At 35.2% G+C, this 16210-nt stretch carries 7 protein-coding genes; 1 reads left to right on the top strand and 6 read right to left on the bottom strand.

What is annotated here, in order from left to right; translation table 11 throughout:
• Window positions 1-226: 226 nt before the first annotated feature.
• The 5 genes from ABS766_RS03995 to xylE all read right to left on the bottom strand — a co-directional run bounded on the left by ABS766_RS03995 (window position 227) and on the right by xylE (window position 10722).
• Window positions 227-4282: a hybrid sensor histidine kinase/response regulator transcription factor gene (locus ABS766_RS03995; protein ID WP_408083829.1), complete on the bottom strand. Its 4056-nt coding sequence runs from the start codon at window positions 4280-4282 to the stop codon at window positions 227-229.
• A 317-nt stretch (window positions 4283-4599) separates the two neighbouring features.
• Complete coding sequence (locus ABS766_RS03990; RefSeq protein WP_408083828.1) at window positions 4600-5949, bottom strand: glycoside hydrolase family 43 protein; 1350 nt, start codon at window positions 5947-5949, stop codon at window positions 4600-4602.
• 196 nt (window positions 5950-6145) lie between these two features.
• Window positions 6146-6982 (bottom strand): sialate O-acetylesterase, encoded by an 837-nt coding sequence (locus ABS766_RS03985; protein ID WP_408083827.1) that lies wholly within the window; start codon window positions 6980-6982, stop codon window positions 6146-6148.
• A 7-nt stretch (window positions 6983-6989) separates the two neighbouring features.
• The gene (locus tag ABS766_RS03980; protein ID WP_408083826.1) at window positions 6990-8912 is read right to left on the bottom strand and encodes an alpha/beta hydrolase-fold protein; all 1923 of its coding nucleotides are present in this window, start codon (window positions 8910-8912) and stop codon (window positions 6990-6992) included.
• 199 nt (window positions 8913-9111) lie between these two features.
• On the bottom strand, window positions 9112-10722 hold the full coding sequence (gene xylE, locus ABS766_RS03975; RefSeq protein WP_408083825.1) for a D-xylose transporter XylE: 1611 nt from the start codon (window positions 10720-10722) through the stop codon (window positions 9112-9114).
• A 178-nt stretch (window positions 10723-10900) separates the two neighbouring features.
• Between xylE and ABS766_RS03970 the strand changes: the two genes are divergently transcribed.
• On the top strand, window positions 10901-11617 hold the full coding sequence (locus ABS766_RS03970) for an NUDIX hydrolase (protein WP_408083824.1): 717 nt from the start codon (window positions 10901-10903) through the stop codon (window positions 11615-11617).
• A gap of 68 nt (window positions 11618-11685) precedes the next feature.
• Here ABS766_RS03970 and ABS766_RS03965 read toward each other — a convergent pair whose 3' ends face one another.
• Window positions 11686-15693: a hybrid sensor histidine kinase/response regulator gene (locus ABS766_RS03965; protein ID WP_408083823.1), complete on the bottom strand. Its 4008-nt coding sequence runs from the start codon at window positions 15691-15693 to the stop codon at window positions 11686-11688.
• Window positions 15694-16210 lie beyond the last annotated feature (517 nt).

Genomic DNA, 16210 nt, shown 5'->3' with positions numbered 1-16210 from the left:
TTTTATAACTTTTACTAATGTTGAAATATTTATAACTAATGTTGAAAAAGATAGCTTTTGGTGGCTTATGTTTTAATAATCAATAAATTATAAGTGCTTATTTTTAATTATAAATAATTATATAAATCATAATTACACAGAAGACTAAAATATTATATGACAGTACCACCTTTTATGGATGATACTGCTATAATATATAAATTAACAGTGAATAAAGATTGGCTTTTTATTCCTTAAAAATTGTTGTTTCTTCACGATACTGGCTGGGAGTTGAACCAAATGACTCGTGAAAGCATTTTGAAAAGTAAGAGACACTGTTAAAGCCTACTTCTTCAGCTATATCTGCTACAGGTTTTAATGTGCCCGATAATATTGTAGCAGCTTTTTTAAGCCGTACTGCACGAATAAAGTTTGTAGGAGACTGCCCTGTTAGTGCCAACAATTTTCTGTAAAGGCCCGTACGTTCCATACCCATATCAGCACTAAACTTCTCTATAGAATAGTTAGCGTTAGAAATGTTTTTCTCTACAAAATCCAGTGCGCGCTCCAGTATTGCCCTGTCAAGAGGGTTAGAAGTAATTAATTCTGTCTTTATGTCTTTTTCTTTTATAAATGCATTTTGTCTTGCTTCACTAATTTCTAATAGCTTAGAAATACGCAAAAGCAATAGTTTAATATCAAAAGGCTTTTCGAGATATGCATCAACACCCGACTCATAACCTTCAAAATGTGCCTCTTCCGATGTTTTTCCGGTAAGCATCAATACAGGTGTATGGCTTATAATAACATTGTTTCGTAGTGCTTTACAAAAATCCTGGCCATTCATTACAGGCATCATCATATCTGTTATAACAATATCGGGCCTTAATTTTTGCGCTTTTTCCAATCCAATTTTGCCATTTTGCGCAGTAATTACATTATAGTGAGGCATTAATTCGTCACACAGGTATTTAGAAAAAGTTTTATGATCTTCAACAATTAAAACCGTTTTTTTGTCATTTTCATTATCAACATCCAAAGGTATTTCTTCATCTTCCTCTTTAACAGATAGTTTTAGGTTAAATGTGGTACCCTCACCCAAAACACTGCTTACTGTTACATTACCTCCATGCAGTTCGGCATATTGTTTTACCATATACAGGCCTATACCACTACCGCCTGTGGTTTCATTTTGATTTGTGGCCTGGTAAAAGCGGTCAAATATTTTTTCTGTTTCACCTTCAGCGATGCCTTTACCATTATCTTTTACAATTATATTTAACTCTTGATTTTTTTCGTTAATGGTTGCAGAAATAAATACATTGCCACCGGCAGGAGTAAATTTAAAAGCATTAGATAATAAGTTAATTATTATACGCGTAACTTTTTGCCTGTCTATATGAATGTGAACCTCACCTCTTTGTATTTCAGATATAAAGTTAATTTCTTTCTCGGCAGACACCTTACAATAAGCATCACAAATTTCTTCAATAAAATAGAGGTTATCATAAAAGTGGCGGTGTAATAGTTCATTTCCGCTGTCAATTTTTTTGAAGTCAAGAAGCTGATTTACCGTGTCAAGTAATAGGTTTGCATTATTGCTTATTTGTTGCAGGTCGGTTTTTATTTTTTTGTCAGATACTTTAGCTATTAGAGATCGTAAGGGAGTTATTATAAGTGTGAGCGGAGTGCGCAACTCATGGCTCATGTTGGTAATGAAATCAGATTTAGCCGTTTCAATTGCCTCGGTATATTTTTTCTGACGTATTTTACGATTGTGTCTTACAATTTGAACAGTAATAAACCAAATAAGCAGTAATATAAAAATTACATAAAAAAGCTTTGCATAAGTAGTTTTCCAAAAAGGGGGATTAATTATAATAGATAATTTTTTTGGTGTGCCCCACAAATTACTTCCATCGGGGCTGGCCTGTAATTTAAATGTATATTCCCCCGGCGAAATATTAGTATAGCCAGCTTCGCCAATTCCGGAAATCGGGTTGTCAATACGCCAGTCATCATCTACCCCTTCAAGCATATAGCGATAATATGTTTGGGTAGGGTTTGTGTAATTTAATCCGGAAAAACTGATACTAAAAAAGTTTTGATTATAATTCAACAACAGGGTATCGGTTACAGACATTGATTTGTTAAGAACAACATTGCCTTTATAATCACGGCCTTCAACTACATTTTTTCCAAATAACTTCAAATTTAGCCATACAGGGCTAAGGCTGCTTTTATTGGTACTATATTTATCCTTGGGAAATACATTCATACCGTCTACCCCCCCGGCAAAAAGGGTAGATTGTGAAGACAAAAATACAGAACGCTCTGAGAAAGTATGCTCTAACACCCCCGTATTATTATTATAATTTATAATTTTAAAAGAGCAGGTGTTATCTTTACATGTTTTGAAAATGTGGCTTATACCCCTGGAAGTTGTTACCCAAAAAGAATGGTCAGTATCTTCTATAATAGCTTTAATACTGTTGTTTACCAAACCATCATCGGTATTTAACTGATATAGTTTTTGCTTTTTTTCGTTCCAGAGAGTAAGGCCATCATACGTTCCAAGCCACAAGTCTCCGTCAGAATCAGGGAAAAGACATGAATATCTGTGGTTGTTGTGCCTAAACATTGGATATTGTTTATAGCCTTTTTCAAAAGGCAGGTTTACAATACCATTTTCATCAATTACAAAAGGACCTTTAGCACAAAGCCCAAAGAGGTTATCTTTCCATTCTGTAAGGAATTTTATTTGAGGCAGAGTTTCGCCCGGATAACTGTTTTTGAAAGACTTGGTTGTTTTATCCCAAAGTAAAAGTCCATTTTCCTGTGTACAGGCATATAATTTACCAGTTTGGGTTTGATAAACATAGTGCACAGCATCATTTAAATATTTATTGAATGTACCATCAGTATTTATCATGTATAAACCCTGCGAGGTAGATACCCATATGTTTCCGGTTTTATCCTTGTATACTGCGTTACAGTATACATTTGGGAGTATTAGCTTGAAGGTAAGATTTTTTTTAAGAGGCAGGGTGGAGGTGAAGAGACCGTTGTTGGTACCCACTAATAACTGTCGGTTAATCGTCTCCTCAAAACAATTTACCTGAAGTTCAGCCAAATCTGATAAACCAAAAAATCTTTTACCCAGGCATTGAAAAAGAAACCTGTCCGGATGATAGTAATATAGCCCTTTATTTAGTGTGCCTGCCCAAAGCCCTCCCTGGCGGTCATATAGTAGGGTACTAATTTCTATTTTTATTTTATGCCCCCCTGTTATGTTTAACTCAGGATAAAAAGCCCCGTTTTTTTCACCAGCTTTAAAATACCAAAACCCTTCGCGGCAACTCATAAACAAATCGCCATCTTTATTAGCTGCTAAACTGTTTAGCCAATATTTTTTGGTTTCTAATAATAGTGTAGATTTATGAGTTTCTGTATCATATCTAATCAGTTTACCCTTGCAAAAACCCGCCCTTACAAAGTATAGATATTTTTGTACGGGGGTTACATGTAGCCAGTCGGTATAATCATCAGGACGATTATTTATTGTAGATAATTTGTACACTTCCTTACCTGATAAACGGTTATAGCAACGCAATAATCCTGATTTATAACACAGGTATACCATATTATTTAATGTGACAATGTCATACAAGGCATCCAGGTTATTATCAGGATTAGTAACATCATGTACAAAAGTTGTTACTTTTTTAGAAACCTGGCTGTAGCATAATAATTTATTTTGGCTGGTAACAACCCATATACCCATATCAGTATCTACAAAAAGGTCTGTAGGAGTGCCGGTAAAACCAAGATTCTGTAAAACTTTCAGCGGATGTTTTTCACAGTTTTCTTTAGATAGGTTTATAACTGCCAGTCGGCCTTTATTTTTAAACCAAACCCTGTTATTTTCAACATAGCTATGATGAAAACCTGTATATCCTGTAATTGCAGTAGTATACCCATCATCAATATGAATAGTTTTAAACCCGGCCCCATCATAAAGATTAAGCATTCCTTCAGTAAATACGCCCAGCCTTCCATCCTGTAGCTGCACAATATTGCGTATCTGCTCTTCATTAAGTTGTTGTTGCCCTTCGGCAGGTGCAAACAAAAAACCTTGTGAATATTCTCCTTCAGTTTTTTGAATATCTGTAGAAAATAAAGCATCAGCTTGGCCTTGTATTTTTGGAGTTATCAGCAGGAGTAATAGCAATACAAAAAAAACAACTATATCGTTTTCGTTTTTTTTGATATTAACTAATTTATTAAATATGAATTCTGCCATTGCCATTTTTTGGGGTTATACTATTATTAAAAGATAAAATTATTTAATACAATTTTACCCATATAATTATAATAAAGATGACTACAATGTATATAAGAAATTTTAAAAAAGCAATGTTTGTAAATAAATAAATTGTTCGGTTTTTTATATTAGATTATTAGTAGTAATGGCGATTTTGAAGTTGTTTTTAAGGGGGATTTTTTAAAATTGAGGCTATCTCAGAAATGAAAAATATACCCCCATAGAGAAATGAGGGTATAAATTGAAACTATATATAAAAGTATTAATGGGGCATTATTATATCATTATAGGAGGGCTTATTTTGAAATAAATTGCCACCAATCTAATTTAAATAAATCTTTTTCACCTTTAAATATGAAAAACAGATCGTGAACTCCTTTAATATTATCAACTGGTGCTGAAACACTCTTCCAGATATCACCTTCGCCACTAGCATTTATATCTATAGTTACCAATATAGGGCCATCAATAGCATCGGTATGAATTTCTATTTTTCCACCATGTAATGATGCCACGCTAACATTGACAGAGGTAGCCCCTCTTGAAAAGTCAGCTCCTTTAACCATTAGATAATCACCATTATTAATAGAAGTAACTATAAGCCTGTCTGCCACTTTTTTACCTTTATTCCAGGATATGTTTCGCTCCCATTCCGTAGACTTTTCTGTTTTAAGCCCTTCGCTATAAGCTATTGTTTCCGCTTCTACACGATTATATGGGTTTAATGTTCCCTTTTGTTTAACATTTTTAGACCAAAACGGAAGTTTATTAATGGTACCATCGGTATTATAAACCAGTTCTTCTACACATATTGAACGCCTTTCGTAATGTTTTGACATAGTTTGTTTTAAAATGGCATAATTAAAACCAAATACATAAGGAGTGCCTTCATAGTCAATAATTCCGGGATGGTTTCCGCTGGATCTCGGATCGCCATCCATAATCATTCCCTTATATTCCCATGGTCCGGTAGGGGAGTTGCTCATAGCATAACCTATTCCCTCCGGGCAGCAGGTAGAAGCATATGCCATGTAGTAATTTCCGTTACGTTTCCATACCCAGGGGCCTTCCTGATAGTTTTTGGGTTTGGTAGGTTCATTTACAATTTCACCGCTGTAGGAGATCATATCTTCATTAAGTTTCACATAATACAGATTTGGGTTACCCCAGTATAAATAAGCTTGGCCATCATCGTCAATTAATACAGTAGGGTCTATATCGTGGTTGCTGTTTTTAATTAACGGCTTGCCTATAGGGTCTGTAAAAGGCCCATAAGGGCTATCGGCTACCAATACACCTATACCATTACCGTCAGGTACGGGACAATAAAAGTAAAATTTTCCATTTCGTTCTACACACTGTGGCGCCCATGCGCCATTATTTAAAGGAAGCCATTTAAAATCTTTTAATGATGCTACAGCGCCATGATCAGTCCAGTTAACCATATCTGTTGAAGTATACAATAACCAGTCTTGCATATTAAAGCCAAAAGCATCGTCTTCATCATGGCCAGTGTAAAGAAATACAGTATCATTATAAACCAAAGGTGCGGGGTCTGCAGTATATTTAGTTTGTATTATTGGTTTTTGTGCATAACATGACAGTGCGGTAAAAAAAATAAATACGTAATATATTTTTCTGATCATAGTAGTTATAAAATTAATGTTTGCTAAAATTAAACAAAGAAGTGCCATAGCATTTTAAACTATGTTGATTTAGCTATAACATTTGTTGATTTTATCTAATATAATTATTAGTGTTTATATATAAGTACTTGCATAAGAATGGATAAGCTATTGATACCAGCCTCAATTAGATATCCCAATTATTTAAGTATATATACTATATTTTAAGCAGCATGAGCATTTGGTATGCATATCTTTTACCTAAACTCCTATATCCAGCAGCACTGAAGTGCAGCCTGTCTTCAACCCCCTCACATCCTTCCGAAGGTATTACATAAGCATTTGGTAGCGTTTCAGGTAATTTATTTATAATAACATTCATACTGGCACATTTACCATTTTGGTCTTTACCTACTACTTCACCTGCCAATAAAGGAACAGAATCCGGTTTTAGATTCAGGTCTTTGAGTAAGTTATCATAAACTTTTTTAACCTTTTGTGGCCAAAGCGTATCGCCCGTGTTAGATTCTCCCTGATGCAGCAGTATTCCTTTTATTACACCTTTTTGCTGTGCCAGTTTCGCCATAGCTACAAGCCTTCCATACGGATCATCATTATAATTTTTAACGAGGTTTTTTAGCCAGTCTGGCGATGTAGAAATATACTCCTTATAGGTGTCTTTATCAAATAATTCAATTTTGCAGCCTCCCACGGCAACATTAATTACTCCCACAGTTATATTTTCGGGCATGTTGTCAACCATAGTCCGCCCAAAATAATCAGCGGGGGTAAGGCCGGTGTTACAACGGCAAAGTGGTGGGATGGCTGTATACCATTCTCCCTGTTTTCTGTGAAGCTCTGGGCAATCTACAGATGAAAGTACTTTAAAACGACTGTTGACGTTTAGTGTGTCTTGTGGTTCAAATTTTGCATTCCCTTCCATATTAGACTGGCCAAAGCAAAGATATATATGAAAATTAGGGTCTTGTGCCAATGTAGTACCCGATGCAAAAAGAAGTATAAATGTTGCTATTAAAATATTATGCCTTTTCATTACAGGTTTATTTAAATACTATTTGTGCAAAATTATAAAGGTTATTACGCCATACCGGCCAGGTATGGCCACCGGGATATTCGCTATACGTATATTTAATACCCATTTCGTCAAATTTGCCTAACATAATTTTACAGTTTTCATAAGCAATGTCTTCTTTGCCACCCATTGAGATCCAAAGGCTTTTGAGGTTATTGTTTATCATATCCGCGTTTTGCCTCATAAAATCATATTGAGCCGAATACATTTCGGGCTGGTTTGCCCACCATCCGGAACTAAATACGCCCAGATAATCAAACATATCTGTATTTTTTATTCCTGCGTACAGCGTTTGTATCCCTCCCATAGAAAGCCCTGCCAACGCCCTGTTTTCAGAGCCTGTAGCTACACGGTAGTTACTTTCTATAAAAGGTATAACTGCTTGTTTTATTTCATTTTCAAAAGCCATAAGGGCACGTTCATTAAAACCTCTTATACCTGTGCTAAAATTACCATCTGCCATTACAATAATCATAGGTTTGGCTTTTTGTTCAGCTATAAGGTTATCCAGAATCAGGTCGGTTTTACCCTGTTTTGCCCATCCGCTTTCATCTTCTCCTCCGCCGTGTTGTAAATAAAGCACAGGATATTTTTGGGAGGTATTGCTATCATACCCCGGCGGAGTGTAAATGTATAATTGCCTCCAGCCGTTATTTGCCTGCGAATAGTATTTTTTTATGCGTATATCACCATGGGGCACATTTTTAAGGGCATAATAGTCATCGCCCTTAAAAGGTATTTCTATACCACTTGCCATACGGCCCATGCCATAAAATGTTTCGCTGGCAGGGTCAGCTATAGGCAGGCCATCTATAATTAAGGAATAATAATGAAACCCTTCGCTTACAGAATCTGTAGTAGCGCTCCATATGCCATCGGCATCTTTCACCATATCATATTTTCGTCCAAGGTCTACCTGCACTTTTTGAGCATCGGGTGCCTTAGTGCGAAAAATTACCCGGCTGTCCGGCAATATTTGTGGATACGATGCCGACCTTATGTTGGTAGAGGCAGGTATGCCAAGCACGGTATATTTTGCGAATGCAGAAGTATTTACAGGCTTAAATATAAGTTGTGAAAACATATAAAGGTCATTTTTCCAAACTTTAAAATCATGCCCGCCCGGTTCAACATAAAAAATATGTTTTACATTATTTTCAGCAAGGTAATCGTGTGTGCGTTTGCTTATGTACATTAAACCGTCACTATCCCCACAGGAAATCCATAATAGTTTGAGTTTCTTTTGTGCCTCAGCAGGATTAGGTAATAATTCTATTGGTGATTTTGTGTTTGGTGCAGAAGAAAAACCGCCTACCCATGCAAAAGTATCAAGATTGCCAAGGCCAAAGTTAAGCGACTGCCCTCCACCCATAGAAAGCCCTGCTACAGCACGGTTTACACGGTCTTTTTTTACCGGATACTTTTTTTCAATATAGGGTATAAGGTCGTTTAATAAATCTTTTTCAAATGTAGCAAAAGCTGCCACCTTATCGGGAGCCATAATATTTCCGGCAGCACTGTCATCTTTCATGGCGCGGCCGTTGGGCAATACCACAATCATGGGGGTTAATTTGCCCTGTGCATACAGGTTATCCAGTATTACCTGTGGCTGTCCGTTTTTATACCATTCTTTTTCATCGCCCCCAATGCCGTGAAGCAAGTAAAGCACAGGGTATTTTTTACTTTTAGAGTAGCCCGGAGGGGTATAAATTAATGCTTTACGGCTAACCCCTACAGTTTTTGAAGGGTAGGTAACAGAATCAATTTTGCCGTGGGGTATGCCACTTTTTGGGGTATCAAAACCTTCTGGTGCCAACATACTATAGTTTTGGCTATAAGCACAAAAGCTAAATGCTAAAGCGCATAAAAAGAAAATTATATTTTTTTTCATGAGTTTGGTTGTTTAGAATTTATATAATAAACTTTATTGTTATATTCTGAAAACAGATATATGCCTACCTCGCTTATGTTTGAAAAACCAGTACTTGTATGTTTTATAAGGCCTGTTAAATAACTTGCTCTATTATGGATAAAAAATACCTGCTTTAATAGGCAGGTATAGTTTAAACAAATTTACTTTCATTCAGACATTATTTTTTTAACCATAAATGTTCAATCTCTTCAAGGGCTTTGCCTTTGGTTTCTGGTACAAATTTCCATATAAATAAAGCTGAAAGCAGCGCCATAATACCATATATCCAATACGAGAATCCATGGTTAAACATTTCGGTAAGGCCCTGATTATTGTTCATAAGCGGGAATGTCCACGAAACTATAAGGTTAGCCAGCCATTGTGCTGCTACTGCCACGGCCATTACACCTTTAATTTTATTAGGGAAAATTTCTGAAAGAAGTACCCATGTAATAGGCCCCCATGACATTGCAAAGGCAGCTATATATAATAGCATCAATAACAATGACACTACAGGGTCGCCCTGCAGATAAAGTGCAGAACCAAGGCCAAGCATGCTTATGGCCATAAATACACTACCTATTAACATGAGCTTTTTACGCCCGAAATTATCAACGGTAAAAATTGCCAATACTGTAAACAGCATATTTATAAGCCCTACTATAATTGTTTGTATCATAGAAGCATCAGTACCTAACCCCATGCCTTTAAAAATTTCAGGGGCATAATATAAAACTACATTAATACCTACAAACTGCTGAAATATAGATAACATAAGGCCAATTATTACAACTCCCCAGCCATAACTTAGCCAGTGTGCTTTTTTAATATTAAATGAGTTTTTAATATCTTGTAAAATAAATGGTGCATCATCATGCCCATTAAGTTTAGATAATGTTGCCAAAGCTTCAGTTTCTTTACCTTTTAATACCTGGAAACGTGGGGTTTTAGGTACAAATAACAAGAAAACTAAGAACAGTAATGCCGGAATGTTTTCTGAAAGAAACATATACCGCCAACCGTCACTGTTTATCCATTCAACAGTTTGCCCTTTAACAATGTAATAATTTACAAAGTAAACTACAAGCATACCGGTTACAATAGCAAACTGGTTGCAGGATACAAGCTTACCCCTGATTTTTGCAGGTGCCATTTCGGCAATATAAAGTGGAGCCAGCATACTGGCAAGGCCAACACCAATACCTCCAATAATACGGTATATTATAAATGAAGTAAGGCTGCTGCTTCCTAAAAAAATATTCATTACTTCAGGATATCCTGAACCACAAGCTGATATAATAAAAAGTATAGCCGATACAAGTAGTCCATTTCTTCGTCCAATAGAATTAGCAATACGGTCTCCCGCTGCAGCCCCTATAATACACCCTACCAGGGCGCTACTTACCATGAATCCTAATATGGAGTTTTTTAAATTTTCAGTAAGTTCTGGCTTAATCATTAAAAACTCAAAATAAAAATAAGCCCCGGTGGCAACAACTATAGCTGTTATAATAGCATAGGCTGTGCTGCGTTTATAAAATCGAAATATAAATGAGGCACACAAAGCAATTATCGCAAGTGTGCATAATGAAATAATAACTTTAAATTCTGTAATAGCTGAGGCAGACGCAACTATATCGTTTGAAATTGCTTTTATAAAAAAATCATTTAAAGATCCAACAGCTCCAGAAATTACTGCGGTGTCATAACCAAATAAAAGGCCGCCAAGACTGGCTACAGCTGTAATAAGATATATATCAGAACTGCTTTTTTTTGCGGATAAATTCATAAAATTCTTATGGTTTTTAAGACCACAAGTATAGTGATATTTCTATTCTTAACAAAATTTTATGTTTAAAAATTGATATTTGATAATAAATAATAATTTAATCCAATATATCTAAAATAACCTGGCTACTTAATGTAAAAAAAATACTTATATTCGTTTCCCTATAAAATTATGCTTAGTGAAAAAAATTATTAATGAAGAGTCAGGAAAACTCGTTGAACGTTCTGTGATAAATGCTATAACTATTGACTGTGTTATTTTTGGTTTTGATAATGGGGTTTTAGAGGTACTGCTTGTACGCCATGCCGAAGGTATAATGAAAAACCAATGGGGTTTACCCGGGGGATGGATAACTGAAAAAGAAAGTACAGATGATGCTGCAAGAAGGCTGCTGGCCGATCTTACAGGGCTGGATAATATTTACCTGGAGCAACTTAAAGCTTTTGGCGAACCAGACCGTTTTCCTTTAGGTCGTGTAATTACTATAGGCTATTTTGCCCTCATCAAAAAAGAAAATTATGATGTAAAGGCAGGCTTTACAGCTTCAGAAGCAAAATGGTATAAAATAAAAGATGTACCGGAACTTATTTATGACCATAACGAAATATTGGATTATAGTATTCAACACCTGAGAAACAGAGTGAGAAATGCCCCAGTTGGGTTTAATCTGCTTCCAGAAAAATTTACTTTACTGGAGCTAATGCAGCTTTATGAAGAAATTTTGGGTGTAGAAATGGATAAATCTAATTTCAGGCGAAAAATATTAAGAATGAAAATTTTGGTAGCACTTGATGAAAAACAAAAGGATGTTTCTCACCGTGCTGCAAAATTATATGAGTTTAACCAAACGGTTTATAATGATTTAACTAAGAAAGGTTATAATTTTGAGTTTTAAGTTATATTCAATTAGCCTACTGGTGAATATATAGTATTGATAAGTAATGTTTTTACGAAATTAGTACATCATTTTTGTTTATTGTTTCTTAAATAATCTGAAGGAGAAACGCCAAATTCATTTTTAAAATTAATGGTAAACCGCTTAGGGGAGTTAAAGCCTACTTTATAGGCAATTTCAGCAATTTGTAACTGACTTTTCTCAAGTAGTTCCCTGCCGCGTTTCAGCCTTATGGTACGTATAAATTCTGAGGGGCTTTTTCCGGTTATAAACATTAGTTTTTTATATAGGTGGCTCCTGCTTAGCCCCACTGCCGTACCCAGTTGTTCTACACTAAAATCAGTGTCATGTATATTTTCTTCAACAATTTTTATGGCTTTTTCAATTAAATGTTCGTCTAAAGAAGTGATGGTAATTTCTGCCGGCGATACATTTACTTTCTGGCTAAATGAACTATGGCTCCTTTGTGTCCACTCTAAAAATTTGCTTATACGCAGCTTTAATACATCAAAGTTAAAAGGTTTTGTAAGGTAATCGTCGGCCCCAATTTCAAGCCCTTCAATTTTATATTCTTCAGCCGTACGCGCAGTAAGGAGCAAAACAGGTATATGGGACCATTCTATATTGGTTTTTATGCGCCTGCATAATTCCATACCATCCATTTTTGGCATCATAACATCGCTTATAACAAGGTCAATAGTAGTATTATTTAACTTTTCTATAGCTTCAAACCCATTATTTGCCATCAGCATAGTATATTCATCGGAAAGGCTTCCGGCAATAAACTCACAAAAATCCTTATTATCATCTACAATTAGCAATACCGGGTTCTCTTTGGCTTTTTTATTATAATCTATCCCTGGTGAAACTTCGCTTAAAAATGTTGGTTTAAATCCGGTTTTAGATACCATCTCTTCTGCATCTGCTTCTTGTACAGGTAATTTTATAGTAAAAATACTGCCGCTTGGTATATTGTCACTCACCTCAATACTACCGCCATGCATAACTACATATTCATTTACAATATGCAGCCCGATACCACTACCGGTATATTCTTTATTTTGGATAGCCTGATAAAACAGCTTAAAAATATTTTTTTTATCTTCCTCTTTAATACCAGATCCTGTATCAGAAATGCTCATAAAAACAGTTTCATTTTCTATAGTAATGCTTACCGAAACACTTCCGCCGTTTGGGGTATATTTAAAAGCGTTAGAAAGCAGGTTATAGAGTATTTTTTCAACTTTAACCGGATCAAACTGCATAGGTAACGTTTCTGCCTGGCTGCTGAAAGAAAAGCTAATGGAGCGGTCTGTAGCATACGTGTTAAATAATAAACATTTTTCTTTAATAAAGTGGACAAAATCGCCGCTCTTGCGGTTAAGGTGTTCCGCACCCACATCAAGTTTTCTAAAGTCGAGCAAAGAATTTATGAGTTCCATCAACTGCCCCACATTTTTATTAATAATGCTCAGTTTGTGGCGCAAACCATCTGGAAGCTCCTGACGTAGTATATTTTGAAGTGGTATGTCTATAAGGGTTAAAGGTGTTCTGAGGTCATGGCTTATGTTGGTGAAGAATTTAAGCTTCATCTCATTAAGGTTCTTTTCCTGCTCACGTTCCAACTGAAGTTTTTGCTTTTCCAGCTTTTTGTGGTGGTGCCGTTTTGTTCTTATAAAAAATACTATAGGTATGGCCAAAGCTATAATTACATATAAAGCAATGGCCCATACCGAAAGATAAAAAGGGGGGGTAACAATAATTTCTAATGAACTGCTATTGTTATTCCATATACCGTCACTATTGCTTGCCTTAACTTCGAGTACATAATTTCCGGGCGCCAGCGAAGAAAACATTACGTTATTAGCCGTAAGTATTACCCACTGGTTATTAAATCCTTTTAATTTATATGCATATTTAACTTTATCCGCATTAATAAGGTCTCCGGTAGTAAATTCTACAGAAAGCAGTTTATCATTATGTTTTAATGTTATAGATGGCGTCTGCCATAGAGGTTTTTCAAGTAGTTTACGGCCACCATAAACGGAATCTATTAATATTTTTTTATTCCCCAAACTTAAGCCAGTAAACAGCACCCTGGCCAGGGGCTCATTTTTTTCGGCCATTTTATTGGGGTTAACAATAGTATATCCCTCTGTGCCCCCCATAAGTATATCGCCATTGCGTAGCCGGCATAGCGCATGGTTATTAAAATAATTATCGGGCAGCCCATCTTTTGTAGAAAAGTTACGGCTGCTAAACCGGATAATGCCTTTTTTATCGCGCTCTGTAGTGAGTACCGACATACCATTGCTTGTGGTTACCCATATTTGGTTGTGGTTATCTTCAATAATACCCCTTATGGCATTATCACTGAGCCCCTTATCTTTGTCAATATAATAAAGAGTGTCTTTTTTCTGGTCCCATACCGTCATGCCCTTAGGGTGGCCTAACCATAAATTTTCATTATCATCTTTATAAATATTGGATATGGTTACCTGCTTAAATTTTTGTGTACCCTTTTTATTTCCGGTGCAGGATTTATATTTTTTTGAGCTGATATCTACAAGATATAAACCTGTGGTGGTGCCCACATATAAATTATCGCCTTCATCATAATACATTTCCATACAATATTCCAGGCCTTTGCCCGGTAGTAATATAGGGTTAAAACCGGTATCATCATGCTTTAAGTATTGTAAACCAAAGCCCAGTGTGCCAATCCATAAGTTTCCGTAACGGTCTTCTTTGAGGCTCCAGATATCGTTAGATATTAAAGAACTATTACTTTTTGTATATTGTTTAAACGAGCCATTTTCATAGCAAAACAACCCATTTAAATAGGTACCTATCCAAATGCGGCCTTTATAGTCTTCTTCAAGTGATACAATGGCAATATTTGGCATATCCATTTTTTTTATTGTACCACCTGTCAAAGTATTGGCGATGTACAGCCCATTGCCATCTGTGCCCAGCCATATATTACCATTATGGTCTTCTATTATTATACTTATGTCTTTGGCATTACCGGTATCTACATTAACAAGGTTATGGAAACTGTTATCATAAAAAGACAAGCCTTTTTTATTGTGCCCCATCCATATGGTACCATTATCATCTTTATAAAGTGATGTAATATTGTTTGCGGATATTGATATGTTGCTGTTTTTGTTATGGGTAATATTTACAATACTATTATCATTTGTATTGAATATAAAAAGGCCCCTATGATCTGTGCCAATCCATAAATTACCATTTCCATCATCTATAACATCAAGAACAATATTACTTTTGGCATTAAGGCTTGAATTTAGGTGAAGTTTGTGCCAACCGGCAATGGTGTTTTTAAGATAATAGGCAACATCAGATGAACCTGTATATAAAAAAATACCACTATGTGAATCAATATAAATACTGTAATCCCTGTTTGGGATTTCCTTTTGAATAAAATCGGGTAATTTTAGTATAGTTTGATTTCCGGAGTATTTGTTTATTTTTTCTATTTGGCCTGTATTCTGGCATATATAGATATTGTCATCATCATCTCCAATTGCTGATGTTGCAGCGGGGCCAACGGTAAATTTTTTAAGTTTTTTTGCAGACGTATTATAAAAATACAAATAAGGAGCATTTAATACATACAGATTCCTGGCTTTATCAACATAAACAGTATTAGTGGTGTCCACATCAATGCCCAGGGCCTTTAGTAGTAATTGGGGCTTATTATTAAAACTGTCATTATTGCTGTTATAAACAGTATAAGTTTCTCTTCCTTCAACCCATATATTTCCCAATCCGTCTTCCTGCAGTCCGTAAATATTATCAAATGCAATAGATGATTTATTTCCTGCCTGAGAGGTATATACTCTAAATTCATAACCGTCATACCGGTTAAGTCCTGCTTCAGTTGCAATCCATAAAAAGCCATGGTTGTCTTTTAAAATGCTTTTAACATAGCTGTTAGAAAGGCCATTATCTGTTTTAAGATGATGAAACGTATAAGCCTGGCCTGACACATCAATTACAGATAGAGCAACAATAAAAAATAGGCAGTATATAAATTTGTAAAATTTCATTTTGAATAACTGTATTGGTAAAAATATTTAAGCAAAATAATAGTGTGTTAATTTTTTAGATAATCCAATTTATGTAAAGCAAAATTTATAATGTTAAAAAAACACTCAGTAAAATTATTATATTCTAAAATTAGAAGATACAATAATAAGATAAACCTAAAACTTAAAGGTATCTTATGTTTTTAGTAAGGTACTGTTATGTTGCCCGCATTTTCAATTAGGGTAAATATGCCTCCTGACTGGGCTGGTTATGTTTTTAAAATGGTATTGTTATGGGTTATATCCATGTTAGCCTATTGTGGCTCAAAATGTTTTTAGTTTACTTGCATCAGGTTTCATAATAATTTAACACTATAGAAGCCATAAATATCAACTAATAAATAATTTCTTTTAACAGCGTTTCAGGTTAATCCCTGTTTTTTTTGTAACCATTTGCGAAAACGTTTTAGGTTATCAAGACGAAAATTAAAAGAATACTATTAATTGTTTTAGCATGCAATGCAGTATAAAATAAAGT

Origin of the sequence: Flavobacterium rhizosphaerae (genome assembly GCF_046000445.1) — a bacterium.
Lineage (GTDB): Bacteria > Bacteroidota > Bacteroidia > Flavobacteriales > Flavobacteriaceae > Flavobacterium > Flavobacterium rhizosphaerae.
Note: the sequence above shows the minus strand (reverse complement) of the source record. Positions and strands in the feature narration are given on the sequence as shown.

What these genes read in the sequence shown, in the direction of transcription:
- ABS766_RS03980 (WP_408083826.1), bottom strand. Translation starts at nt 8,912, where the DNA reads ATGAAAAAAAATATAATTTTCTTTTTATGCGCTTTAGCATTTAGCTTT.
- ABS766_RS03990 (WP_408083828.1), bottom strand. Translation starts at nt 5,949, where the DNA reads ATGATCAGAAAAATATATTACGTATTTATTTTTTTTACCGCACTGTCA.
- ABS766_RS03995 (WP_408083829.1), bottom strand. Translation starts at nt 4,282, where the DNA reads ATGGCAGAATTCATATTTAATAAATTAGTTAATATCAAAAAAAACGAA.
- ABS766_RS03985 (WP_408083827.1), bottom strand. Translation starts at nt 6,982, where the DNA reads ATGAAAAGGCATAATATTTTAATAGCAACATTTATACTTCTTTTTGCA.
- xylE (WP_408083825.1), bottom strand. Translation starts at nt 10,722, where the DNA reads ATGAATTTATCCGCAAAAAAAAGCAGTTCTGATATATATCTTATTACA.
- ABS766_RS03965 (WP_408083823.1), bottom strand. Translation starts at nt 15,693, where the DNA reads ATGAAATTTTACAAATTTATATACTGCCTATTTTTTATTGTTGCTCTA.